The sequence below is a fragment of the Rhodoblastus sp. genome (assembly GCF_019449565.1).
In the GTDB taxonomy this organism is placed as follows: Bacteria; Pseudomonadota; Alphaproteobacteria; order Rhizobiales; family Beijerinckiaceae; genus Rhodoblastus.
Map to the genome: position 1 here is coordinate 13,840 of NZ_JAGRPM010000048.1, position 24,803 is coordinate 38,642.

Below are 24,803 nucleotides of genomic sequence, written 5' to 3' on the forward strand. Positions count from 1 at the left end.
CGCTCGACGGTCCGCAGAAGGCCGTCCAGAAATTCGGTGCATTCAATCGGCCTGCCGAAGACGAACCGCTCCCATTTGGCGCGGAGCGCGCGTTCTTCGCCCAGAGCTTCGCGATGCGCCTCATAGAATTCGCGATCGAGATCGCTGGCCTCTTTCGGCGTCTTCGTCTCGCGGGCCTTTTTCAAATATTCCTTCTCGACGTCCGACAGCCGATCCGGATGATTGAAATCAAAAAACTCAATGGTTTCCTGCGGAAGGTTGGTTTTCCTTTGCCGCAGACCAGAAAAAATCTGTTGAATGCCGTCGGTTTCCCACTCGAACAGCGACAGTGCCTCCGCCTCCGGCTGCCAACAGGCAGGCGAATTGATGAAGGCCTCGATCGCCGGATGGACCTCCGGCTTGATGTCCTGCTTGACCGCCTCAAACTGGGTCCGCAGGTCATCAGACTCGATGACGCCGCGCGGCGGCCGCTGCTTTTCGAGCAACGGACGCCGGTCGCTCACCAGCTTGCCGAACAGCTTCGTCCAACGGAGAGAAGAATTCAGGTCCTTCTCCCGCATGCCGCGGAAATAGCCGCTGTCGCGCGGCAGACGCAGCGCCGGCAAAGCCCAGCCGAGCGCGTCGACGAGCGGCAGGCTGTTCGTCTCTACCGCGGTGCGGGTCATCTCGACGTAATGCGAGATCTGGTGCAGCGTCCAATTGTCGGCGGCGGAAAAACCTCGCAAAGCCGCCTCCCAGGCGGCGAGATGCTGGTCCGACAGACCGAGATTGCGGCTCGCAGCCGCCACCCAAAGAACCGGCTCCTCGCTGAGCTCCTTGGCGCCAATCAGGGCGACGTCCTGCAAGGAAGTGCCTTGGTCGTCGTCGGTGTTGGCGAGCAACAGCGCCGGGCGATCACATTCCGCATGGCGCAAGGCGACGGTGCGCTCGTCGGTGATCACCGTCTCGGGCAAGCCGAAACCGTCGACCAGCTTGCGCGGCAAGGCGATTCGCACCTTGGCGGCCGTCGCGCCATCCGCGAGGAGAGCGGTGACAATCGCCGCGACCTGTTCGCCGGTAAGCCGGTCCAGCATGAAACGGGCGACGCCGTCGCTATCGGTGGATTTCGACAGTCGATCGCGCAGCGAGGAGGCGCCAACGACGCCAAGAAGCTCTAGTGCATTCACGACTGAACCGTCCTTTTAAAGGGATTTTTGACGAAAGCGCAGGAATCAGAAAGCCGCTCGAGAAGGCCAAGGCTCGCCAAACGTTCTTCAAGACGACGCGCATTGTCGGAAAAATTCTCCTGGTCGGCGTCGCCGCGCGCGATGAAATCCTGAGCCTGGTGGTCGCCAATGACGAATCCGTAGCGCTCGTGTAGCCGCGCCAGGAATTCCTTGAACTCCATCCGGCCGTCGACCGTGCAGATCACCAGCGTCTTGAGAAGGCGGTCGGTCGGCGCATAGCGCGTACGCCGACTCGCGCGGCGCGACGACAGCCCGATAAGACGGGCCCAGGTCGAATGGAACTTGCCAACATGGGTCTTGTGCCGCTTTGACGCCGCTTTGAGCAGGTCATTGAGCAGCGCGTCGGGGGATTGCTTGCCCTTTTCGGCGTCGTCTCTGTCCGGCCAATCGAATTTCTTGCTCAGCACCTCGACGGCGGTCGCGCCCGGTTCTTCGGAGATCAGCGCGGCTTTCCATTCTTGCGTGTCTGCGATCGAGCGAACAAACGTTTCGAGCGCCGCGCCGGGCAACGTGTTGTTCTTCTGATAGGAGTCAGCGGAAAGGTCCCGGACCGCAGACCGTTTCGGCGACACGATTTCGCATACGAGCGAGATCTCGCGCTTATCCGGAAAAACTTCGGCCGCGCGACCAAGCTGATAGAGCAGAACATGCAGCCCGACGAGGGTCACCATATGAGGCAACGCATCGTACGCCGGAATTTCCAGATCAAGCACGGCGATCCAGTCTTCGGCCAAGTTGTCGAAGCTGGCATATTTTGAACACGGCAGATACGAGCCTGCGCGTTCCTTGACGGTCGTCTCGGTCTTATTTTGCAAGGCTCCGACAAGTTTGTCGTACGGCCCTTCGACATTCAGCAGACGGCTGCTGAGCCGCTCGGCCAGCTCGGCGGAACGCGCGCTTCGGCACAGCATGAGGTACAAGATTTCGCCCGTGCGCCCAAAGAACCGGCGATCGGTCGACACGCCGCCCGTCGACGAAACCTTGGCGTCTTCGTACAACGAGTTGACGCCGAAGGGAAAAATGAACTTCGAACTCCAGCGCTTGTTGCCACCGCCCTCGATAGAGGAGCCTTGCAAAAACGAGATGACGGCGTCGAAATCCTTGAACGTCTCGAAACGGTCGCGAAGATAGCTGAAATCCGCGTTCTCCAGGCCGCCGGCGCCCGCCGCCATCAAGCTGAGCCATTGCGCCCACATGCCTTCGTCGTTCTTGCCAGAGGCGCGGACGACGGCCATGTGGGGATTGTTGAACAACAGATTTCGCAAGCGAAGTTGAAGCTGAGGTCGATAAGTCAGCTCGTTCAGCCGCTCCTCATTGAGCGCTCGCCCCTGCCGATGTTCGGCCTGCAAGATTCCGAGAAACTCCAGCATCGTCAGCCAGGGCGTCTGCTCATCGTGCAGACGATGGCCCCAGATCTGTTCGTCGATCCACAATTGCGGGCCGGTCGAACTGTCTTCCTGATACTGGGGACGCGGCAAAATTTCCATGAAGCTCATAGTCTCACCGTCACCCGTCGAACCGCCGCTTGGCCATCACCGTCAAGCTCAATGAACTGTAGGACGAGTTCGCCGTCCACAGTCTCGTCTTCGCCGTCCGCCGCCAAGAAGCGCTCCCGATGGGTCGCGCTGAGAAGCTTGGCCTTGAAAGCCAGGAGATCCTCGTGGCACTCCAAAGAAAAGCTGCTGGGCAGCGCGCCGTCCGACACGCGGACAAGGAATTCGAACCGCGTCGGCGTCAAAGGCAAGCGAATGGCACCGGGATCATCGCCCTTCGATAACCTGACCTCGAGGACCATCCCGCCGACATCGTCGGCGACGAGATCGACCTTTTGGCCGGCCTTGCGCGGCACCGAAATCATTTCGTCGAGCAACGGGCTTGTCTTCGATTGCGAGTAGCTGCCCGACGTCGCCAGGACCAAATCGTCATGGGTCTGGATCAACATGCCGGTGAAGATGCGGTTTAGTCCCCGCACCAGTACCGGCAGCACGCTGCGCGGCAGCACCTTTTTGGCGGCGAGCAGGTCGGCAACCTGCAAATAAAGGCCGCCCGACCGGAAAATGGTCAGATCCCAAAGCGACAGCGCCTCAGCGCGGTCTTCCGGCAGGGTGAAAAACACGCGCTGGCGCTGAACGCGCAGCAATTTCAAAAACTCGTCCCGGGCGTCGGTATCGGCGCCCTCAAGATAATCCTGTTGCGCGCGCCGGTAGGTCGCGGTGCCGCCATATACCGGGTCGTTGAGAACCATCTCGCCGTAAGCGTCGTTCAACGCCGGATCATCGGCGCCATAAACAAGGATGTTGTCGACGCGATGGCTCGCCTCGCTGCCAATGCCGAAGGCGTTGAGCTTGCGGAAAAGATCGATCTTTTCAGTCCGACGCGCCGGCAGGTTCTCGCCAAAGACGTTGCGAAATACGCTGGCCTGGTCGAACGTGCCTTTGATCGCCAAATCCGGAATGTCGGTGCAGGTCATCAACCCGTCGCGGCAACCCGGATGTCCCAAGATTAAATTTGCGACCAGCATCAGAAGCTGACGCACCGGGAAATGCACGCCGTTCTGCTCGCTCAATGTGATCAGCGCGCGCAAGCGGCGATGCAGCAGGTCGCCGTCGGCAAGCCCGCGCACACGGTCGCGGTTTTCTTGAATTGGACATTTCCCAGAACCAGCCGCCTGGCACCCTTCGCATTGCGTCCAGTCCGGATGATTGGTGATCGACTCGATCACACGGCCGATCATATCGGCCGCTGGCGCCTGGCTCATGTCACGCAAATTGAGCCTAATTTCGGGCGCGACCTCATCGCCGACCAGCATCGCCTCGACCATCTTGGTCATGGCGATCGTCGCCGCGGTCTTAGGCGTGGCTTTGAGCTTTTCCAAGAGCTGGCCATGATTGGCGGCGACCAAAAATAACGCGCCGGCGTCAGGCGTCGCCAGGCTTTCCGCCATCTGAGTCAACAATTGGGCGCTCACGTCGGCGTCAAGCTCGCTCAGGTCCTTGATGACGATGAGCTCACGACCGTCGAACGAGACCGACTTCACCTTCGACTTGCCGTTCCATTCGGCCTCGGATCCGCCGCACGCCAGCCATACGGAGCGACAGCAATAGGTTTTTCCGTCGCCGGCTGTGCCGGTCAAAATCTCCGAAACCGGGCGCCCAGACTTGAGATTGGCGAGAATCTCGTCACGAAACTGCACCGGAAGGGTGATCGGCTCGATGCGTTCGCGCAGCAGCGTGCGCTGGATGACCTCGTCAAAAAGATTGTCGTTTGTCGGGATCGGCCCGTAATTCCGTAAGAACTTCACGAATCGGTTTGTTTGAAAAACGGTCATTTTTCCACCTGCCGCGCAATGCGCGGACTGCGACTCCACTTTGTGGACAATACTGACCCGCAAACATTCCGGAACGCAAGCGCGCCCAATCCGCATCGAAGGTGGAAAACTTCCCTATTTAGGCGATTCTCGCTTCGCCGTTGAAAAACATGATCGTCGCCGAACATTTTTGTAATCGGCGCACTCCAAGGACTTTGAAGGGAATTGCCGGGACGGCATCCTTGCCGCCCCGGCCGAATCCACTGCCCGCACGACCTGTGGCCGGCAGCTGGCTTGAAACCGTCATTTGAGCTTCCTGCGAGCGGGACGTATGCCCGCCCACGCCAGCCACCAGCAGATCGGCGCTGGACGTGCCCATGACCAACCGATTAGCTCCCACTTGTGTTCGTCGGCGGTCACATCCTTCGCGCACCTGAGGTCGCAGCTCCATCTGCCACCAGTGCCATGGTCGAGCGACGAGAGAGCCGCCCCGTCAGCTTCGCCGCCGACAGCCCAAGGGCGGTCGTTCCGCTCTCTTTATATAAAGCGGCTTCCCTCGGCCCCTTTGGCACCGCCCGGCGCCGTCTTGACCTCTGTGGTCGCCGATCCTGCCGACCCGTTCCCGCGCCGTGCCGTCGGCCGCGAATTAGCGCCAGCTGCGCTGTTGACGTCGACCGCCAGATCCGGAATCCTCCGCACAGGACAAAACAGGAACTTCACGAATTCGCAATCGAGAAAACAACCGGGCCGTCATCGGCAGACATAGACGAAAGTCGGGTTTAAGCCTCGCATTTCGGCCCCGATCCCGTGGAAATATTCCCCTCAACCTGAACAGTGTCGGGAGGGGTCCCCTCGCGCTAGCGAGCGTGTTTCGTCGTATATGCAGAGGACAAACGATATTGGATAAGAATTTTGATAAGACATGGCGGTTCATTGAAAGCATCGAGCGTGCCAGCGACGCTGCCGAAGTCGAAAGTTCACTGCTGAAAATTGCCGTCCAGTACGGCTTCAACTCTGTGTTCGCCGGCATCGTGCCCACAGCCCGCGTCTCACCCGAGGAAATCGCATCGCGGATCCTATTCCAGCGTTTCCCGTCGGAATGGGCCGGCCGCTACCACGACCGCGGCTATGTTTTTCGCGATCCGATTGTGCATCGCCTCCAGAGCGATCGGGCTCCCTTCGATTGGAATGAGGCCTACAGCTCCTGCCCCGCGGCCGACGACGTCGCGCTGATCAAGGGCGAGGCGTCGGAATTCGGCCTGCGCGATGGGCACGTGGTCCCCGTGTCGACGCTCGACGGGAGTCTCGCGGCGGTTTCGTTCGGCGGCGGCAGCGCCGACATCGACCCGGAAGCCCGCGCCGTTCTCGGCTTCGCCGCGAGTTACGCAGTCGGCAGCTTTCTGCATCACCGGGAAAGCCGCCAGCGTCTGCTCGGAAAAGTTAGCCCGCGCGAATTCGACTGCCTGCTCTGGGCGGCCGAGGGCAAGACGGATTGGGAGATATCCGTCATCCTCGGCATCTCCAAGCCCACCGTAGTCAAACACCTCTTGTCCGCCCGCGAAAAACTCGGCGCCGTCACCAAGGGCCACGCGATCGCCCTCGCCTTGCGGATGAAGCTGCTGCGCTGAGTCCGCCGGCTGTCCGCATCACTCCATGCGCTGACCTTTGTTCGTCTGCGCCTCGGCGCCCTCGCCCTCGATGTCGCGCAAGACCTTTTCCTGCTCGGCGCGGAGTTTCGCCAGCGCGTCGGACTCGACCAACGCCTGCGGCAAAGGCCGCGCCGGATGATCGGCGAGGATGTTCGCCGCCTCTCGCGCCGCGGCAGCCTCCCGTGCCTCGCGCGCCGCAGCTTGCTGCGCGCCGGCGACGACTGCCCGATCGGCGAGGGTTTCGCGCTGCGACTCGGGATCGACCCCGCCCCTTCCCTCCTGGCGGCGCTCGGCCTCGATCGCCCGATCGGCGAGCCGCCGCGCCTCGGCCGCCTGCCTCACTTCCGCGGCGCGGATCGCCTCGGCGCGCTCGATCAGGCGGTCGGCGTTCGCGCCGGCGATTCTTTCGACTTCGGCGCGCGATAGTTCTTGGGCTCCGCCTTCTTGCGCCCGTTGCAGGTCGATGCGGTTGGCGAGCGTCTCGAGATACCGCGCCGACCGCTCGCGAAACTGCTCCTTCGTCGCGCCGTCGAGGAGATCGGCGGTGCGCGCGACTGCCTCGTTCATCAGGCGCAGGTCTTTCGTCATCCGCTCCGACGTGATCGCCATATCCTGTTCCTCCTTAGCAAAATGGGCGACGCGTTTCTCGATCGCGTGCAGGATGCCGCCAACCGCCTGCGCGAGGCTCAAGCGCTCAAGCATGTCTCGGGCGGCGGCGTTTTCCGGATTTTCCCCCGCGACGGTTGCCCAGGCCGAAACGCTTTCGTTGACGGCGCGCCGGTCCGGTTCCGACGCCGGCAGCCGGATCGGATTGGTCTGCGCAATGCGGATGCGCTGGCGGGCGTTGTCGATCAGGCGTCGATTGGCGGGATCGGCGGCGTAGGCGCGGTCGCGCGGCTCGCGCGCCGGCCGCGGCCGCTCGGCGGCGTCGACGATCGCCTTGTCCTTCGGGCCGTAGCTCTGCGACGACGCCCGCTCTTTCGCCGAAGTCGCTACGATCTTTAACCCCTGCGCCTGCGCATGTTCGGCGTAAGATTCGCGCCAATCGCGGAACGTGTCGCGGTGCGGATGGATTTTTTGGCCGGACTCGTTCTTGACGGTGATGACCGCGTGGGCGTGGATGTGCCCCTCGGCCTCCTTGTCGGTATGGACGCCGAACATGAATTTGTGGTCGGCGAAGCGGTCGTGCAGGAAGGCGCGCGCGGCGTTGGTCAGCGCCGCGACGTCGGTCCCGACCTTCGCCGAAATAATCAGATGCATCGTGTCGCGCGACGATTGGGAGCGCAGCGACGCGCCCCATTGCCGCGTGGCCATGCGAATGTCGCCCGGGCTTGCGATCGTCTCGCCGCGGTCGTCGGCCGCCGCGCCCTTTTCGACGAGCCTGGTCAGCCGGTCGACGACCCCATCCCGGCCGTGCCCGGCGGCGCCAGGGACGACGGCGATCGCCTGCGGCGCGCAGTTCGTGGCGGCTTTGATACGCGCCTTGATGGCCGCTTCGGATTTGGCGTCGAGGCGACGGCGCGCAAATCCGTTCCCGTCGGCGTCAACCCGCTCTTCGCGGACGCGGAACCGCTCCTTGGGCGCGCCCGCCGTCGCGACGACCACGCGCGCCTCGATTTCGCCCGAAGGCGAGGCGTCGATGCGCCAGGCGTGACGATGCCCCTCGAATCCGGCGGCGACCGCCTTTTCGTAAACCGCCCGGCCCTCGGGCGTGTCGGAAACGCCACTCAACTTCAGCCGCAGCGCCACGACGTCCTGACTCTCCGCCCGCCTGGAGAAACTCGCCGACCAGGCCTTGATTTCTTCTGCGACCGCCTCGCGGTCCGTCAGCATGCGTCCGTCATGGGTTTCGAGGGCGACGTCATCGCGTTGCACATATTGCCCGGTCGCCGTCGCCCGAGCCGCGCCGCGCGCGTAAGACACCACCTTGATGACGGCGGGCTGGTAGCCGGCGGCGAGTTTTCTCGCGCGGCCGAGTGCGCCACCGCTCTTTCCACCGCCACCGGATAGGCCGGCGGCGATCGGCGCGCTTTCCGGCCGCAGAGCGCCTGTCCCGCCCGTCGCCCCGCCGCCGCCAGAGGCCATAGGCAGGCGGCGGCGGCGTTCGTCGTCCCGGCAGCCAGTGATCGTCCTGCCCTCAACGCCGGCCTCTCTGGCTGGCGCCTCCGTCGGCCGCGTCGCCTGCGCGCGGCGCCCCCGCGGCGCGTCATCGACGACGCCCGACGGCCACAGTCGCCGGCGCTCGTCCCGTCCCCCCAGGACCGCGCGCCGGGTCGCCTCGACCTGCCCCAGCCACCAGTCGATTTGCGCGGCTTGGCTCATTGGACTTCCGCTGGCAGGGTCAGTTTCGCCTCACGCCGCAGCTTCGATCCGTAGGTAACGGTCATTTCGGTGAGCTCGTCATTGAGTGCTGAGACGACCTCGTGCAGGCCGCGCCAGACCGCCTCGCTGTCCTCCAGCCGCACGGCCTGGCCGCGATGGATCGCTTTGAGAACCTGCGCCAAGTTGCGGCCGACCATCCGCACCTGGCTCGCCAGCTCGACGACGGCTCGCGTGTTCTCGGCCGAGAGCGCCGGCCCCGCCTGCACCGAAGCGCGGATTAGCCGCCGCACGACTTCGGCCTTGGGCAGGCCGAACAAAGCCACTGCCTCGGCCAGGCGGCGCTCGTCGGCCTCGGACAATTCCGTCCGCAGGCGCGGCTTACGCCGGGGCTTTGTGGCGGAACCAGCCAAGAACTCCCCCTCCCCTTCACGGCGGACGCCTCGCCGGTCGCAAAACCGGAAAGAGCCCTAACCTGCCGATTCGGCCTAGATCGTCGGCGCAGGCGCGTCCGCGCCCCGGCTGCGTCGAGCAGCCTCCCCGGTTGTGGCCCACAAACCGGTATCTTGTCAATTAATATCCAATATACTGACTATTAGAACGCTGCGCATGAAGGGCGGTCGCGCCCGCAAGAGCAGTCCACATCAAACCAACGGCCGCTCGGCGCGAAGCGCCCCGCGCAGCCCCCTCAGGCGGCAATCGCGCGAACCTTTGGAATCAGCGCGGCGCCAGCGCCACCACGTCATTGCCGGATTACCGCATTTCGGCATTGTCGAAAGGCGACGATGTCGCAACTCATAAAGGCCGCAATACCGTACTTTCACAATGCTGCATCGTTGGGACTCCGTATCCAGGCATTCCCGCATTTCGTCATTGATGGAGGGCGTCAACGACGAAATGTCGATAGACGGCAACACGGCCTTGCCACAAGACCGCATGGCGGGAATGCCGCATCGACGCATTGCGGCAGTGCCCACATATGGCGATGCTAGAACGCCGCAAAGCGATATTGCCGTACGTTCATTTTATTGTATGTTGGCATTCACTCATTGCGGCGTTGCCGCCTCATCTTCCGAGGGCCCTCATGCCGAGCATCTTCGCCATCGCCAACCCGAAAGGCGGCAGCGGCAAGACCACCGTCGCCATCATCCTCGCCGGCGAATTCGCCAAGCACGGCTATTCCGTCGCAGTCGTCGACGCCGATCCGCAAGGCTCCGCCTATCAATGGCACGCCTCGTCGGTGGCGCGCGGCATGAGCCCCAACGGGATCGATCTCGTGCGCGCGCCGGACGACAAGACGCTTGCCCAAGCGATCGAACGCCTCGACGCCTACGATGTCGTCGTCGTCGACACGCCCGGCTATTACGGCGGCGCCCTGACCCAATCGGCCCTGCGCGCCGACCTTGTCGTCCTGCCCTGCAAGGCGCACACGTTCGACGCCTCGCAGGTCGTCCGCACGATTCGCAGCCTCGAGCGGCATGCGGCGGAATCGAACCTGCCGATGAGCCAGCACCGCGTGCTCTTCAACGAATATGACAGCCTCGACCGGAACACGCGGCCGCTGCGCGAGGTCCTCGCGTATTTCACCGCCGAGGGCGTGCCGGTCTGCGCCAATGCGCTTTACCGCCGCGTCACCTATCGCACCATGACGAGCGGCCACGGCACGCTCTACCAGATGAACGACAAAGACGAATCCATCCGCAAGGCCCGCTATAACGCCGACCAGGTCGTGCGCGAGCTGCTCGCCGCGAGCCAAGGCGCCGAAAATGGCGGCGCCGCCGCATGAGCGACCCGGTCCAAGACAAGAAGCCCGACCGCCCCGCCCTGCCGCGCGATGCGTTCCGCGCCCAACGCGCGGCGGCGGACACAACGGCGGCTCCCCCCGTGAAGCCGGTCATCGTCACGCCGGACTATGACGATCGCCCCATCGCGCCTGTGCCGGCGCCGCCGCGAGAAGACGGCGGGGTGCGAAATCGCGAGCCACCGCCGCCCGCCAGCCGATCGAAATCTGACGGCGGACGCAATCCGTTCGACGCCTATGGCGAACGGTCGTCGTCTCGGCCCTACGCGCTGCGGCTCCCCGATCCGATCGACCTCGTCCTGCGGCAAATGGCGGCCGAGGAGCGGACGCATCCGTTGCGCGTCGTCGATCGCATCCTCTACGAGCACCTGAAGAAGGCGGGACGCCTGCCGCCCGCGCGCGGCGCCTGACCACAGGCCCTCCGCCGTCCCTACGGCGCTATGGGGAAGCGCGGTCCGGCTCCGGACCCGCTCCGCTGCGCTGCGGTCGCTGCCGCGACTGGACAGCCGCCGCGGAACGACCCATACGCAATTGAACGGCCGCGACCTGGTCATACAGATGGTCCCTGACCGACGCCGACGAAAGGAGCCGCCGCCCGTCTCTGCGGGAACGCCCTCGGCGTCCGCGACCCGATGGTTCGTTTCGGACGATCCCGGTCCGGTCTTGCAACATTCAATATACGAGCTAATGTATATTCTGCCGTCTTTCGACGCGGCCGAATCTTACTCGTGATCGAGCAACGACCCCCTATGGCGCCTGTTCGAAAGCCCCTGCCCGCCGATCATTCGATCCTCAACGAAATGCTGGCCATTCGTCTGCAGCAGCTTGAGCTCGAAAACGGCGGCATGGAGGCGTTTCAGCCGAAGACCGGAATCGCGCGGGGAACCTATTATACGATCGTGCGCGGCCTCGGGAATCCGACATTCAAGACGATGGAGCGCATCGCCTCAAGCCTCAACATGAGCGTGCTCGAACTTCTCGGCTTTGAGGTCGACGACGCGCGGAGGGCTCTAAAGAAGAGCGGCGTCGATTACGACGACCTGTCCGCGGCGATCAACAAGAAAAACCAAGCCGATCGGCGCGTCGCCCGCCAGGCGCGCTCGCGCAAGGTCGGAGGATAAAGCCAAACGGCGTGGCGATTGTGGATGCCAAGGGCGAGGCTGCACGCCGCTTTTACGAGCGAGAAAATTTCTTGCCGTTTGCCGATCAACCGATGAAGTTGTTCAAGCCGGTGGCCGATATCAAGCAGCTCTTTACATAGGTCATCGGGGGGAAACATCGATTGGTTTTTCGGGTCAACGCTAGGACAGTGCTGGAGCTAGGCTCCGAGCTCATCAGCTCGGACATCATTGCGTTCTACGAACTCATCAAAAATGCGTTCGACGCCGGCTCGCGAACCGGCGCAGACATTCGTTTCCAGATCGTCATGCGGAGGAACGACTATCTGCGCATCCGCGACAAGGCGCAGTCTCTCAGTAAAGAGAAAGCCTCCAAGGCAGAGCGTGCGGAACACCTAGCGGACTTGATCAAACAAGTGGCCGCAAAGCTAGATCCCTCGGCCGGCAACGAAGCGGTGGCGAAGTTCAATGCCGCAGCCGAAGAGTCCGAAGATCTGAGCGACTTCGTGAAGCGTGTCGACGCCTGCTATGACGACCACAATTCCATCGAGATTTCCGATACCGGCAGCGGCATGTCTCTTGCCGAAATCAACACAAATTTTCTCACAATCGGGACGCCGGCACGCAAACGGGAAGTCGACCGGATTCTGACTCAGGGGGGCTCGAAGACGCCTCTGGGAGAGAAGGGAATAGGCCGACTGTCCGCGATGAGGCTCGGCGAGCGGTTAAGAATCGAGACGGCGCGCGCGGAAGATACCCACCTGAACCTTCTGGAAATCGACTGGCGCATGTTCGAGAATCTTGACGCGATGATCGAGGACGTCGCCATCGAGCCGACCATTGGGCCCCACAAGGAGAAGGGCGAATGGCACGGTACGAAGCTCATGATCGGCGGGCTGCTGGAGGACTGGACTGAGAAGCGATTGCGAAAGTTCGCAGACTACGATTTTGCGCGACTGACCGACCCCTTCCTCGATCCGAAAGCAAGGCCACGCGTCGCGCTGTACTGGAATGGTGAACGCATCGCCATTCCTTGGCTCGATCCGGCGCTCATCGAAAACGCGCATGCTAAGCTCACCGGAACCTATTCAATTAAGGCCGGCGAGCCCACGCTCGAATTGAAAATGGTCGCGACCAAGCTAGGAAGCTTCGAGCATCCGCGCGAGACCGACGCGTTGACGCTGACGCGGCCGGATCTGGAAGGATTGCTGGCGGGAACTGACAACCAGCTTCCCCAGAGCGCGCTGACCGCCGTCGGAGACTTCGATTTTGAGATCTACTGGTTCAACCGCCGATACCTAGCCAAGATCGACGCGATCGGAAACCAGGCTGCGGTGCGCGCGCTTGTGAAGAAGTGGGCGAGCATCATGCTCTTCCGCGACGGATTTAGGGTCTTCCCATACGGAGACGAAGAGGACGATTGGCTCGGCCTTGATGCCGTCGCTCTCGGCCGTACCGGATACGTGCTGAACAAAAACCAATTCATCGGACATGTCCGGATTTCGCGGGCTCGGAATCCGGCACTGGTCGACCAGACAAATCGCGAAGGTCTGCGTGAGACGCCGGAGTCGAAGGTCTTCGAGGAAGTGCTGCACGACTCCGTCGCCGAAAGACTGTGGAGCTTCTTCAAGGAAGTCGACCTGCGTTACCGCAAGCGAGCGGAGGATCTTGGCGACGTCAGGAAGGAGATCGTCGGACTCGAAGGCAGAGCGAAGGCCGCGCTCGGCAAACTCAGGAAATTCGTTCCGCGCGAGAGCATCGAAATCTTTACTGACCTCGAGCATTCGCTTCGCGAATTCCACGACCTCTCGACGAGAGCGCAACAGCGCATCGAGGAGGTAGAAGCTGACAGCAGGCAGATGGTGCAGATGGCCGGTGTCGGCCTCCTCGTCGAAATGGTGGCACACGAACTCGCGCGGTCGACGGAGAGCGCCCTCGCGTCGCTCGAAGGGCTACGCGGGAAGGATCTGCCGCAGGAGGTGAAGGCGCGGCTCGACACGCTGCGCGCCGAGATTAAGAGCGTATCAAAGCGTCTGCGCGTACTTGACGAGGCCAGCGTTCCCGGTCGACAGCGCGCCGAGACCTTCGACCTCATGCGGCTCGTGGAGGATCTGAAGGAGGGCCACGGCCCGCAGTTCGCGCGCCACAGTATTGACATGAAAATTAGGGGGCCGAAGGGCCCCCTTCGGGTGAGGCTCGTGAAGGGCATGATCGTCCAGATACTCGAAAACCTGCTCTCGAATTCCGTCTACTGGATGAAGCTCAGGGCCGACCGCGAAGCAGGCTACCGACCGGTGATCGACGTCCGTATAGAGACGGACCCTTTGACGATCCGGTTCTCGGACAATGGCCGCGGCATCGCTCCCGATCATCGCGAGAGAGTTTTTCGCGCTTATTGGTCGCTCAAGGAAAAATCGAAGCGCCGGGGGCTAGGCCTTTTCATCGCGGCATCAAACGCGGCCGATCTCAAGGGACGGCTTACGCTGTCAGAGAAGGCCGACGAGCAGACGGGCCGGCTCCACGAGTTCGTCCTCGAACTTCCCGACGCTGCGGTGGTCCGATGAGCGCCGTGTCCGAAGTTCTGAAGAGCACTGGCTTCGAATTGGCGCTCATCGTCGACGACGCTTTCGACGACGTTCCAATCGCCGCCGACCTGGCGATGGACGAGGAAGCGTGGACGATTTTCATGGACGACGTCAGCACGGACGTCGACGTCGTCGAAGAAGCTTTCCCCGAATATCACGAAAAGGACGCCAACGAGCTTCGGGCCTCGGACCATTTCGTGAGGGCGATGTACGGGTTGCGGACAAAGCTGCGCCCAGATCTGTGGAACACCTTGTTCGGAGGTTACGAGCGAGACCGAGCGGCCGATCGGGATTTTCTGGAGAAACTTGCGGGGCGATTGTCCGCTGCTGGCCTGCAGGTAAAGACCGCAGGTCGCAATCTCCCGGAGGATGCGCACGAGTGCAGCATCATCTTCGCGGACCTGTTCCTTGGGGCCGCGCAGCAGGATTTCGATGTCGACAAGTCGATCCGCAGGCTCGGCGAGCTGATGGCGGGTCGCGAGAACGCACCTCCCGCCGTGGTGTTGATGTCGCGTAGCCCCCGCCTGCAGGACAAGAAGGAGCGGTTTCGCGATGACGCCAAGATGGTCGGGGCGCTGTTCCGTGTTTACCGTAAGCAGGATCTGCTCGAAGGATCAACGGTCGAGACGGTCCTCGAACGTCTCGCGACGCACCACGCCGACGCAGTTCGCGTCGCGGCGTTCCTCGCCGCATGGGAAGCGGGTCTCGGGGGCGCTGCAAGCGAGTTCATGAAGCTGATGCGGCGGCTCGATCTCTCCGACTACAGCAAAATCCGAGAGGTTCTGCTCGACGTCGAGGGGCAGCCTCTCGGCAGCTACATGCTGGACGTGTTCGATCGTATCCTCCAGCACGAAATCGAAGGGCATGTGCCCACGATCAGCGCGGCGCAGGAGCTCAACGCCATCGACCCTGCGAAATACCCCGCGCCTTACATCGCCGGCTCTTCCGACCTGCAAGATCTCGTCGCCCGGTCGTTATGGCAGAACGCCGAGCGGCTGAAAGTGACGGGCAACACGGCCGGGATGCCTGTCAGCTTCGGCGACGTGCTTGTCCGTCGTTCGAGCCTCGATCGCGCGGCACTTCCCACAGTGCCGGAGGATCTGCCGGATGTCTTGGTCGTGCTTACGCCCGCCTGCGACCTGGTGCGGAGCCCGGACAAACGGCGCGTGCTTCTCGTAGGCGGCGCTTTGAAGGCGCTCGAAAACAAGACATGGAGGTACAAGACCAAGGGCGTGACTACGCCGATTGTGCAGTTCGCGAACCAGCCTCGTATGTCCATCGAATGGGACCTCGACGATCAACGAATGCTCAAGCGCGATGAACTGGCCGATCTAATCCGTCAGGAAGGACCCTATTCAGTTGGCCTGCGGCTCAGGGAAAGCAACGCGCTCGAATTGCAGCAGCGCATGCTCTCCGACATGGGACGCGTCGGACTCTTGAGCAAGATGCCCTTCACTTTTCCGGTGGAGGTCCTCATGTTCACAACCGACGGCGAGGGAAAACCCAAGGCGCTCGAACTGCCCATCACGACGCGAGACGGCGGCGTCTGCATCACCGGACGCGACAGCGACGGCAACGATCTCACGCGACTTGTCCTCACAGAACCCTCAGTCGACGAAATTCTCAGCGTTATTCCGAAGATCGAGGAAACGCAGGTCCACACACGAACGAAGGATACGCTCAAGAGACTTCAGGCATCAACGTCGTTCCGGTCACTTCTTCAGCGCGGCCTCGAGGCGCCGACGGCAACCGCGAAGGGGACTTTCAAACCACTGAAGGTACCGGCTGAAAAGAAGGAGGATGAGGAGAAACAGACCGACGAGGTTGTCGGACTTATTGCGCGAAATCCCGAATGGCCGTTGACTCTTTCAACCAACGAACAGAAGAGCGGCGCGCTCATAATCATCCTTAACGATCTCGAACCGCATGCAGTCATGATCGGAGATGCCGCTCCTGTGAGCGAGCCTGTCAGCGTGGAAGCGGCTGGTGACGTGGTGCCTTGAAAATTTGCGAAGACGGTTGCGGATTCCGACGATGTCCCTAAAGAACGCCCCAGGCACGATATCTCTTCCGCCCTGTGACTTCCCGCAGGCCCAACTCGGCCACCAGATCTTGGGCCGCGCGCAGCGTCACTCCGAGCCTTGCAGCGATCAAACTGGCCGAGACGATCGGCGTCGCGACAATCAACTCGATTACCCAAATGTGGGCGACGGCCGGCGGACCGTGATAGCCTGATCGCTGGTCGCCCCGATTTTGGTTTGCTCCGTTGAAGCCTTCCTTCGATGCAACGCCGCCCAAAGACACGCTCGTCTGCTCGGTCGAGCTGGTGACGTTCCACAATGAGGACAGCGGTTTCGCCGTTCTGAAAGTGAAGGCTCGGGGGCAGCGCGACCTTGTGCCGGTCGTCGGCCACGCCGCGTCGATTTCGGCGGGCGAATTCATCCACGCCGTCGGCGTCTGGATCACGGACCGAACCCACGGGCTGCAATTCAAGGCGGATTTCCTCAAGACCACGCCGCCGACGACGGCCGAGGGGATTGAGAAATACCTCGGTTCCGGCATGGTGCGCGGCATAGGCCCGAAGCTGGCGGAGCGGATCGTCGCCGTATTCGGCGCGGCGACGTTCGAAATCATCGAGGCGAGCCCCGAGAAGCTGCGGGACGTTTCCGGCATAGGCGAATTCCGCGCCGGAAAAATCGCCGCCGGCTGGGCCGAGCAAAAGGCCATCCGCGACATCATGCTCTTCCTGCACTCCAACGGCGTCGGCACGTCGCGGGCGGTCCGCATCTTCAAGACTTATGGACACGACGCAATCCAGGTCATGACCGAGGATCCCTACCGGCTAGCGCGCGACATCCGCGGCATCGGGTTTCGCACCGCCGACGCCATCGCCATGAAACTCGGCATGACGCGGGAAGCGCCGCAGAGGGTGCGGGCTGGCATTTCCTTTGCCCTGCAGGAGGCCACAGACGAGGGCCATTGCGGTCTGCCGACAGAGGACCTTATCAAGCTTGCGACGACGCTGCTCGAAGTCGACGCCGGCATCGTCGACGCCGCCCTGACCCATGAGATTGCTGGCGGCGAGGTCGTGGCGGACACGATCGAGGGGCGATCCTGCGTTTTCCTGCGGGGGCTGTATCTCGCCGAGCGCGGCATCGCCGAACGCCTGCTTGCGTTGGGGCGGGGCGAGCCGCCATGGCCGGCGATCGACGGCGACAAGGCTGTTCCATGGGTCGAGAAAAAGACCGGCAAGACGCTGGCGGCGTCCCAGCGCGCCGCGGTCGCGATGGTGCTCCGGTCGAAGACGGCCGTGGTCACCGGCGGCCCCGGCGTCGGCAAGACGACGCTGCTCGACGCCATCCTGCGCATCGTCGCTGCAAAGGGAACGAGGATATTACTCGCGGCGCCCACGGGCCGCGCCGCCAAGCGCATGTCCGAGCAGACAGGCATCGAGGCCAAGACGATCCACCGGCTGCTTGAGACCGATCCCAAGAATGGCGGCTTCAAACGCAACGCCGAGAATCGTCTGGATTGCGATCTTCTCGTCATCGACGAGACCAGCATGCTCGACACGTCGCTGATGTTCGCCCTGGTGAAGGCCATTCCCCCGAAGGCGGCCTTGCTGTTGGTCGGCGATGTCGACCAATTGCCGTCGGTCGGTCCGGGACAGGTTCTTGCCGATGTCATCAATTCCGGAGCCGTCGTGGTCGCCCGGCTGACCGAGGTGTTCCGGCAAGCCGCCGAGAGCCGGATCGTCGTCAACGCCCATCGTATCAATCGCGGCGAGATGCCGGAATGGACAAAACCAGGCGAAGACTCCGACTTCTTCTTCGTCGAGGCAGTTGATCCCGAGGGTGGCGCCGCGAAGGTCGTCGAGATCGTCCGCGACAGAATTCCCCGACGCTTCGGCCTCGATCCGGTCCGCGACATTCAGGTGCTGTGCCCGATGCAGCGCGGAGCCCTTGGCGCGCGGGCGCTCAACGCCGATCTCCAGAACGCCCTCAATCCGAACATGGGCGAGAAAATCGAGCGTTTCGGCTCTGCCTTCGCTCCGGGCGACAAGGTCATGCAGACCGAAAACGACTACGACCGCGAGGTCTTCAACGGCGATCTTGGTCGGGTCAGGCGCATCGACCAGACCGATGGCGTTCTGATCGCCGCCTTCGATGGGCGCGAGGTCGAATATCCGTTCGGCGAACTCGACGCGCTCGTTCCCGCCTACGCGACGACGATTCACAAGTCGCAGGGGTCGGAATATCCCGCCGTGGTGATCACGCTGGCGAAACAGCACTACACAATGCTCGCCAGGAACCTGGTCTATACCGCCGTCACCCGGGGCAAACGCCTCGTCGTCATCGTCGGACAGCGCAAGGCGCTCGCCATCGCCGTCCGCAGCCATGGGTCGCGAAGACGTTGGACGAAACTGTGCGAATGGCTGATGGTGAACGAGGCGGCGGCATGATCGACGCCAGAGGTTCGAAACGCCTTCGAAAACGACCTCCTCCTGAATTCAGCGCCGGAAACCGAGGTTTGCGCAAAAAATGTCTCCGATCGAAGCCAACCGCCTGCGCGAGCGCAACTACACGACTGTTTGATAGCCACGCCGACGCTTCGCGGCGATCAGACGCTTGGACTCCAGTGTCGAAGCAACTGAGACAGCCGAGACGGAACCGTTACTGACTATTCGTGACTAGGAAGCCGTCATTCCGGTCGCGCGGGAGTGGACGAGGTGACCGAAAGCGGACATCGGATTTGCGCTGCTGGTGCGAAGTGCCCAAGGACGCAGGCTAGATGTAAAACCGATAAGACGGCTTCGGCGATGCGTTGTCGGACAACTCGCACATGAGTTCGCCGACACGCCGTGCAAAGAGGAGCGTGATTGGTAGCCGCGCGATGCCGTCGCTCGAATTCCAATTCATCTTGGTCAGGGTCAAGATTTCTTTTGCCCGGTCCTTGATGTTTGTCGTTGCGGCGCTTCCGATTTCGAGCGGTGCGGGAATGTGCATGCCGGGGTATTCATTCCACCACGGCACATAGCCCCCGGTGAAAAGAAATGACTGATCCGTCAGCGTGCAGAGAGTTCCACGCCAAGGTTCTTCGAAGCCTTTTCGGACCATCCGGAACGACGTTGAGCGCATCCAGACGTAATCAACAGTTGGAACACGATTCTTGGCCGCCTTCGCAAACCCGTCTACTTCTTCGTTGTGAAACGTCGTCGTCTTATGGATCACGACCCGGTCCGGCATAACGCCGGCGCGGTTGAGATATTGCTTGAGCACATCGTCGAGAAGCTGCTCGGCTTGCGTTTCATTGAGGTAAGGTTGACGGTCCTGACGTTGCTCATGGTCGACGTTGGCGCCTTTCAGGGCAAATGGCTCAACATCAGTGGAATAAGCCTGTGCCACGCTCGCATAGACGAGATGGCCACTCCGTTTCTTCATGTGATGGAACGAAATTCCGACGAAGCACACATTTTTTGGCAGGTCGGTCGGACGCCACGGTATGCCCTTCGCTTTGTAATAGAGCGAGGTTGCGAAATTCCATGATCGAGTCGCGGAACTTTGCCCTTTATCGTCGGTGCGATCAACGGTGTCGCGGCGAAGGATCTGGATGGGCACAGCTTCATCATGCATCATCGCGCGCGCCTTGAGTGCGCGATAAAACGTCCGGAACAGAAGATCGTCGGCGACCGTATAGAGAGCTTGTGCGGCTTTCCTTTCCTCTTCGGAGGGTTGAAACAGCGCAAGCTGATCGCTCTCTTCTTCGGCGCGCAGCACTTCGAGCGCCCTGCGCTCCTCCGGCGTGAGTCCGGGATTCGCCACGCGCAGATCGCCGAGTTCGGGCTTGATGCAAACCACGATGCAGTCAGGCGCTTCGTCACCGAACAAGCTGAGGATGCGCCCATCGAACAATTCAACGAGTTCGTTGAACGAACGCCCGATTAAGGCATCTTTGAACAGTGCATTGTATATCCCGGTCTCAATCGGGCGCACGAACTGATCATCGACCTCGAACAAACTGTTGAGCGCGCCTTCGAGTCCCGGCCAGTCGCGGAATCGGTTGGAATTGCCTTCGAAGGCAGGCATGAATTGTTTAAGACGCTTTATCCATTGCCGTGCGGCCGCGATGTCGTCGGGAAGACCGACAAGACCAAGACGGATCGTCCTTAAGCCGCGATTATCCGCGGGGCCGTTCCTGGCAAGCCCACGGCGCGGATCGACGTCGCGCGATGCATTTGCGAATTCGACTTCGGGTTCAGGCAGAACGTCGATCTTCAGTGGCAGAGCCATCGATCAAACCTCCTTCCAGGACATCTACGCTGGCGAAGGAGCCTTCAAGCAGAAGTTCGTCGACGTGTCGGCCGCCAATGTTAATAATTTGCCCGCCCTGCGACAGGAAGCGGCCCCAAAATGCCAAATCGCTTTCGACGTTGGCATTGCGGTCAAACTTGATGCGGCGCGTCGCCTTGCTGGTTCGCATGTAACCCGGCAAGGGTGAGACGCCGTCGCGCTTGGAGAACATGTAGAACGGCTTAATCCGTATTCCCCAGACGCCGGCTTGCCGGACGACCTCGTACCCAAACCCTTCACACTCGAACCAGGTCTTTTGTCCTTCGCCACGCCGCTTTACGACGTCACGCTTGATGCCTCTGCGGCTCGGCGTGTCGTATGTGTAGGTCCGGTTGTTCCCTTTAAGGGCGGTGAAGAATGCGCGCTGGGCGGGATAGCCCTTTTTATCCTTCTCGATGACCAAGCCGCCGCTTTCGAAGCGCCTGAGATAGCCATCGAAGTGGCGGCGCACCAGCCAGGAGAATTTGCGTTGGAGGACTGGATCGAGCTCGACCTCTGCGAGAGGAATGGACCGCGCAGGCGCCGTGGCTACCGGAGCGAACAATGTGTTGATCAACGGTTCCGGCATCAGGCTCCACAGATCGCCCGATCGTTTCTCAAAAACGAAAGTACCAGCTTCGTCCAGCGGTACGCTCCGTCGGAGTCCGTCGAGACTAGCGACCTTGACCGAAATGTGCGTCATGTTCTGTGGGGTCGCGGCGAAAGGCAGAAGGTTCAGCACATAGGTGCCGACGGGCCGCGTGTCGCGCGCGACAGTCGTCGAGCCGGCTGAACCGACGACGCGGAATAATTCCGCCGAGAAACTGTCCTCGCCGGTTGGGTAGGCAAATGTCGCGGTGCCGCCGATCTCGGTCGCGAGTTCACGCGTATCGGTCAGGCCAGTTCCTGCCCGCTCCATGGCGCTCATACCGAAGAACACGTCGCACAGGGCGCGGTTTCGCAAGTCGCTGAATTGAGGTACTGGGTCGAAAGCTCCGTCGGGGCCGAGAGCAAGGCGACCAACGGCCGCCGGAAGCGGTGCACCTGGATTCACGAAGCGGATAGAACGGGCCGGACCGACATCGATCCATGACGGTTTGGGAATGGTGAAGTCCCGATGGACGATCATATTAACCAGCAGTTCAACCAGGGCACGGTCGGGATATGCCTTGCGCGTTTCGTGTTGGCGGCGGCCTTTGACCTTTATCGCTGGATTGACCTGCTCCGCCTCGAACCATTCAAGCACGGCTTTGTATTGGCTCAGGAGGTTTCCACCGAAAACCCGGCGCTTCTTGCCGTCGACGGTGGCCCGGATTACGCTGTACGAGAAAAAGCGTTCGGCGTTACGCCCGAATAGAAGGATGCAGGCTGCGCTCGGCTTTTCATCGCCGTCGACCGGCACCAACAATCCCAATTCACGCATAAGTGGCTTCAATTGCGAAGCGTCGATCACGCCGCGCTGAAGTTTCGCGCAATATTGGCGCAGCGTCGTGAGTGCGAGATCGGTGTCGACGTCGGCCCACGTGGCGTCAAGTATCGGTTCGTCGTCGAACTGCTTTGGAGGTTGCAGCGCCTCGACACTCCCGAAGCGCTGTACACCTGCAAGTTCGCGGTTGAAGTCACAGAAAAGCTCGTCGAAGCTGTCGATTTCCACAAATTGGAAGTTGCTGCCCAGCCGGATTGCGAGCGCTTCGACTTGCGGATGAATCTGTTCGCCAGTGCGATGGCACCAGTAGATCCCGTGGCGGAATCGGACGCCTGTATCTGGCCCAAGCAGCGACTGCATGATGGACGCTTCGGCACCCCGATAGCCGACCACAATCAGCGGCGTTGCTTCGAGAAGCGGAGCGAGCTTTTGAACAAGCTCCGGGTCAAGAGCCTGCGTCTCGTTGATCAGGTTGCGATCAGTGTATTGTTCCGCCTTGCCGTGCAGCCAAACGATTTGCGCGCGCGCGAACGGCGAATATTCGTTGAAATCATCAGGGGCGCGATTGACCTCGGCCACGTGCCGGATGTGCGGCTGTTTTTCGTTCAGCGCCTTCGGTAGGCAAACATCGAAGTTCGTGGTCAGAATCGTGCCAGCGAGGCCGCGAAGCACCAATTCGGCCACCGCGCGGTAGCCCGGCCCGAGTTCCTGGCGCAACGCGACAAGGTCGAGTAATGCCGTTCGTCGATAGGACTCTGGCCGCAATTGGTGCTCGATCAGGAGCGGGAAGTTTTCGGCCAAGCGATCGTCGCCAGGAATGAACCACCGCTGGCCTTGCAGCCACGTCATCCATTCCGAAAGTTTGATCTGTTGGATGTGCATTTTGCCGCCGAGGACACGATCGGCGTACGCTTGCTTGGCCAGACGCCTAACGCTTTCGCCGGCAAGCGGAACACCGGACGAAAACGACGCTCCGGCTCCGAACAGAAACGTCGGCCGCGCATCATTGTCCGGCTTGAGCAGAGAGCATAGAAGCGTAACGTTCGCAGCATGATTCATGCCTGAAGGCTGACCGATTCGTGGGAACAAAACAAGAGCGACACGACCGTGATACCGCCGTTTCCACAGGACCGAAGATTTCGCGTATGTCTCTATGGCGACAGCGTCAGAATTCGTCGTTTTCCGGTTTGTGCCATCGTATGGGTCGTCGGCGGTCGGCGAGTAATACTCGCTGGCGGAATATGACTGCGCTTGAACAAAAACGCCACCGACGGCCGTGTGCTCACTCGGCGCTAGCTGATGCCCATTGTCGTTGGCAGTTTGCTCCGTTGGTGCGTACGCTCGCTATAGCGCATAAAATATGTTGATTGAGTCAGACGTCCGCTTTGGCGCATTGCCGCCAGCGTCGGGACCTCTGTTTTCTTTGAAACTCGCCGTTCGATTTACTTCCAGTTCCCTCCCGTGACGGCCGATGAAGGTTTCGATTGGGAGTTTCCGCTTCGGGTCAATTTGGGTCCAAGCGCCTATGACGGCTATCCGCCGAACGGGGCGATTTGCGGAGGCGATCTCGACGGTCGCCAACAGTCCGAGTCTGACCACCATATATGGCGCCAGGGGCGCCAACCGGATAAGCGCCGTTCCATCGACAGGCGGTTGGCCGGCAGATCGGCGAAGCCGGTCGCCAAATGCTGCGCTGCAATATATTCTTTGACAAATTGTGCAGTGCAACATATTTTAGTTATGTGAGGCGCGGCCCTGCCGGCCTCATCGCCCTCCTTGGGCGTTTCCTCCCTAGACTTGGGCCGTTGGCGTCACACCCGACGGTCTTTTTTGTTCCGTCCCGGGCTCACAAAATGCCCCATGCGCGATAGCGCCGCCGCCCTGTGAGTTCGCGCAGCCCCAGTTCGGCGATAAGGTTCTGCCCCGCCCGCGCCGAAACCTTGAGCTCCTGCGCGAGCAGCTCCGCGGTGACGATCGGCCGGGCCAAAGCGAGATCGAGCGCCTGCGGCAGATGCGAATTCCCCCTCCTGCCCTTCAACTTGCCTTCCCGGCCAGCGCGGGCGAGCAGCCAGCGGTCATGATCCCTCAACCCCTGTTCGGCGGCGGCGAAAATCGCCGCCAGCCAGAACAGAATTTTGGCGACCGGATCGGCTGGTTTGAGCCGCAGCCGCGGGACCGCGCGGGCGCCGGAGTTCACGCACAACAGATGGCTGCGGGTTTTGCCGCGTTGGCGCAACAGGGCGGCGGCGAGCAGGCGCCCAAGCCAGGGGGCGTGTTGCAACGGCTCGATGTCGTCCCACAAAGCCGCGGTCAAAGCCGCCGCCAGAACCGGCGGCAGGCCGAAGGTTAAATCGACCGCTTCGCGCCATTGTTCGAGCCGCTCGTCCTCGTCCCAATCGAGATCGTAGACCAGCGGATCGCGCGCCTCGGGATCGACCGCCGGCCGGCGTTCGAGCGCGCGCGTCGCGCCCGCCAGCGCGGCGTCCAGTTCCGCCAGTTCGGCGGCGAGCGGATCGTCGGACTCCGGATCGCCTTCGTCGAGCCAAGCCCCCTCCCCGTCCGCCTCGTCGCTGTCCGTCGGCTTTTCGGCCTTCCCCTCCCCTTCCGCCAAAAAGGCGCCGCCGCGCAAAGCGGCGGTTCCGTCCGGCGAAAGCGCCCAGCCGGGCGCGGCGGAGAGCATCCGGCGACGGGCGGCGAGCACGCGGGCGGCGCGGATAATTTCCGCGGTCGGCGCGCGCGCGTCCATCTGGGCGTCGTGCAGGACGAGGTCTTCGAGATGCGCCAGCCCCCCCTCAATCCACAGGCTGGCGCAGGCGTCGGAAAAATGGCTGCGTTCGATCCAGCCGGCGCGGATCGGACTGGCGCGCAGCCGCTCGTCGAGGCGGGCGAGCGCGTCTTCGGCTGTCGGTTTTGATTTAAAACTTCAACGAGCTAAAGCATCACCATTTCTTCAGGTTCGGTCGTTATTTTAGCCGCTCTTTTGCTTTAAAATTTCAATCTCGGAACCATTTCATGCCACTTTTCAACTCGGGCTTGCCGCGCC

General features: G+C 61.9%; 17 protein-coding genes and 1 pseudogene. 9 read left to right on the forward strand and 9 right to left on the reverse strand.

The genetic code is table 11. From position 1 onward, the window contains the following. Window positions 1–113: 113 nt before the first annotated feature. Complete coding sequence (locus tag QZ409_RS11950) at window positions 114–1,157, forward strand: hypothetical protein (protein WP_296711280.1); 1,044 nt, start codon at window positions 114–116, stop codon at window positions 1,155–1,157. Window positions 1,158–1,162: 5 nt separating this feature from the next. Here QZ409_RS11950 and QZ409_RS11955 read toward each other — a convergent pair whose 3' ends face one another. From QZ409_RS11955 to QZ409_RS11965, 3 genes are all read right to left on the reverse strand, one after another. Continuing rightward, window positions 1,163–2,398: a hypothetical protein gene (locus tag QZ409_RS11955; RefSeq protein WP_296711282.1), complete on the reverse strand. Its 1,236-nt coding sequence runs from the start codon at window positions 2,396–2,398 to the stop codon at window positions 1,163–1,165. Between the two features lie 320 nt (window positions 2,399–2,718). Continuing rightward, window positions 2,719–4,617 carry a hypothetical protein gene (locus QZ409_RS11960; protein ID WP_296711284.1) on the reverse strand — a complete coding sequence of 633 codons (1,899 nt, stop codon included), beginning with the start codon at window positions 4,615–4,617 and terminating at the stop codon, window positions 2,719–2,721. Between the two features lie 55 nt (window positions 4,618–4,672). Further along, window positions 4,673–4,918 carry a hypothetical protein gene (locus QZ409_RS11965; RefSeq protein WP_296711287.1) on the reverse strand — a complete coding sequence of 82 codons (246 nt, stop codon included), beginning with the start codon at window positions 4,916–4,918 and terminating at the stop codon, window positions 4,673–4,675. 514 nt (window positions 4,919–5,432) lie between these two features. Between QZ409_RS11965 and QZ409_RS11970 the strand changes: the two genes are divergently transcribed. After that, entirely contained in the window at window positions 5,433–6,161 is a 729-nt protein-coding gene (locus QZ409_RS11970) for a LuxR family transcriptional regulator (protein WP_296711290.1), read from the forward strand. An 18-nt stretch (window positions 6,162–6,179) separates the two neighbouring features. Here QZ409_RS11970 and QZ409_RS11975 read toward each other — a convergent pair whose 3' ends face one another. Together QZ409_RS11975 and QZ409_RS11980 are read right to left on the reverse strand one after the other, a co-directional pair. Further along, a complete protein-coding gene (locus QZ409_RS11975) occupies window positions 6,180–8,504 on the reverse strand; it encodes a relaxase/mobilization nuclease domain-containing protein (RefSeq protein WP_296711293.1) in 2,325 nt (774 codons plus the stop codon). Continuing rightward, a complete protein-coding gene (locus tag QZ409_RS11980) occupies window positions 8,501–8,914 on the reverse strand; it encodes a hypothetical protein (RefSeq protein ID WP_296711296.1) in 414 nt (137 codons plus the stop codon). The genes QZ409_RS11975 and QZ409_RS11980 overlap by 4 nt, the downstream gene beginning before the upstream one ends. Before the next feature lie 671 nt (window positions 8,915–9,585). Here QZ409_RS11980 and QZ409_RS11985 point away from each other — a divergent pair. The 6 genes from QZ409_RS11985 to QZ409_RS12010 all read left to right on the forward strand — a co-directional run bounded on the left by QZ409_RS11985 (window position 9,586) and on the right by QZ409_RS12010 (window position 16,008). After that, a complete protein-coding gene (locus QZ409_RS11985; RefSeq protein WP_296711300.1) occupies window positions 9,586–10,287 on the forward strand; it encodes a ParA family protein in 702 nt (233 codons plus the stop codon). Then, window positions 10,284–10,712, forward strand: a complete 429-nt coding sequence (locus QZ409_RS11990) for a hypothetical protein (RefSeq protein WP_296711304.1) — start codon at window positions 10,284–10,286, stop codon at window positions 10,710–10,712. Before QZ409_RS11985 ends, QZ409_RS11990 begins: the two co-directional genes overlap by 4 nt. A 339-nt stretch (window positions 10,713–11,051) precedes the next feature. Then, entirely contained in the window at window positions 11,052–11,423 is a 372-nt protein-coding gene (locus QZ409_RS11995; protein ID WP_296711307.1) for a helix-turn-helix transcriptional regulator, read from the forward strand. Between the two features lie 11 nt (window positions 11,424–11,434). Beyond that, window positions 11,435–11,563: a hypothetical protein gene (locus tag QZ409_RS12000; protein WP_296711309.1), complete on the forward strand. Its 129-nt coding sequence runs from the start codon at window positions 11,435–11,437 to the stop codon at window positions 11,561–11,563. Between the two features lie 21 nt (window positions 11,564–11,584). Next, on the forward strand, window positions 11,585–13,984 hold the full coding sequence (locus QZ409_RS12005; RefSeq protein WP_296711311.1) for a sensor histidine kinase: 2,400 nt from the start codon (window positions 11,585–11,587) through the stop codon (window positions 13,982–13,984). A gap of 5 nt (window positions 13,985–13,989) precedes the next feature. Next, window positions 13,990–16,008: a hypothetical protein gene (locus QZ409_RS12010; RefSeq protein ID WP_296711316.1), complete on the forward strand. Its 2,019-nt coding sequence runs from the start codon at window positions 13,990–13,992 to the stop codon at window positions 16,006–16,008. 37 nt (window positions 16,009–16,045) lie between these two features. On the opposite strand, the pseudogene QZ409_RS12015 reads toward QZ409_RS12010, so the two are convergent. Further along, a pseudogene (locus tag QZ409_RS12015) lies at window positions 16,046–16,201 on the reverse strand (helix-turn-helix domain-containing protein); the annotation flags it as partial. Window positions 16,202–16,271: 70 nt separating this feature from the next. Here QZ409_RS12015 and QZ409_RS12020 point away from each other — a divergent pair. Further along, entirely contained in the window at window positions 16,272–18,467 is a 2,196-nt protein-coding gene (locus QZ409_RS12020) for an ATP-dependent RecD-like DNA helicase (RefSeq protein WP_296711319.1), read from the forward strand. Window positions 18,468–18,792: 325 nt separating this feature from the next. Here the strand turns inward: QZ409_RS12020 and QZ409_RS12025 are convergent, their stop codons facing one another. The 3 genes from QZ409_RS12025 to QZ409_RS12035 all read right to left on the reverse strand — a co-directional run bounded on the left by QZ409_RS12025 (window position 18,793) and on the right by QZ409_RS12035 (window position 24,629). Next, window positions 18,793–20,295, reverse strand: a complete 1,503-nt coding sequence (locus QZ409_RS12025; protein ID WP_296711325.1) for a hypothetical protein — start codon at window positions 20,293–20,295, stop codon at window positions 18,793–18,795. Next, window positions 20,261–22,819, reverse strand: a complete 2,559-nt coding sequence (locus tag QZ409_RS12030; RefSeq protein ID WP_296711329.1) for an SIR2 family protein — start codon at window positions 22,817–22,819, stop codon at window positions 20,261–20,263. The genes QZ409_RS12025 and QZ409_RS12030 overlap by 35 nt, the downstream gene beginning before the upstream one ends. A 787-nt stretch (window positions 22,820–23,606) precedes the next feature. Further along, complete coding sequence (locus tag QZ409_RS12035) at window positions 23,607–24,629, reverse strand: RHE_PE00001 family protein (protein WP_342394840.1); 1,023 nt, start codon at window positions 24,627–24,629, stop codon at window positions 23,607–23,609. Window positions 24,630–24,803: the final 174 nt, after the last annotated feature.

Excerpts from the sequence above, each read along its gene's own strand:
- QZ409_RS11950 (WP_296711280.1), top strand. The coding sequence starts at position 114 with ATGCGCCTCATAGAATTCGCGATCGAGATCGCTGGCCTCTTTCGGCGT.
- QZ409_RS11955 (WP_296711282.1), bottom strand. The coding sequence starts at position 2,398 with ATGGCGGCGGGCGCCGGCGGCCTGGAGAACGCGGATTTCAGCTATCTT.
- QZ409_RS11975 (WP_296711293.1), bottom strand. The coding sequence starts at position 8,504 with ATGAGCCAAGCCGCGCAAATCGACTGGTGGCTGGGGCAGGTCGAGGCG.
- QZ409_RS11985 (WP_296711300.1), top strand. The coding sequence starts at position 9,586 with ATGCCGAGCATCTTCGCCATCGCCAACCCGAAAGGCGGCAGCGGCAAG.
- QZ409_RS11990 (WP_296711304.1), top strand. The coding sequence starts at position 10,284 with ATGAGCGACCCGGTCCAAGACAAGAAGCCCGACCGCCCCGCCCTGCCG.
- QZ409_RS11995 (WP_296711307.1), top strand. The coding sequence starts at position 11,052 with ATGGCGCCTGTTCGAAAGCCCCTGCCCGCCGATCATTCGATCCTCAAC.
- QZ409_RS12025 (WP_296711325.1), bottom strand. The coding sequence starts at position 20,295 with ATGGCTCTGCCACTGAAGATCGACGTTCTGCCTGAACCCGAAGTCGAA.
- QZ409_RS12030 (WP_296711329.1), bottom strand. The coding sequence starts at position 22,819 with ATGAATCATGCTGCGAACGTTACGCTTCTATGCTCTCTGCTCAAGCCG.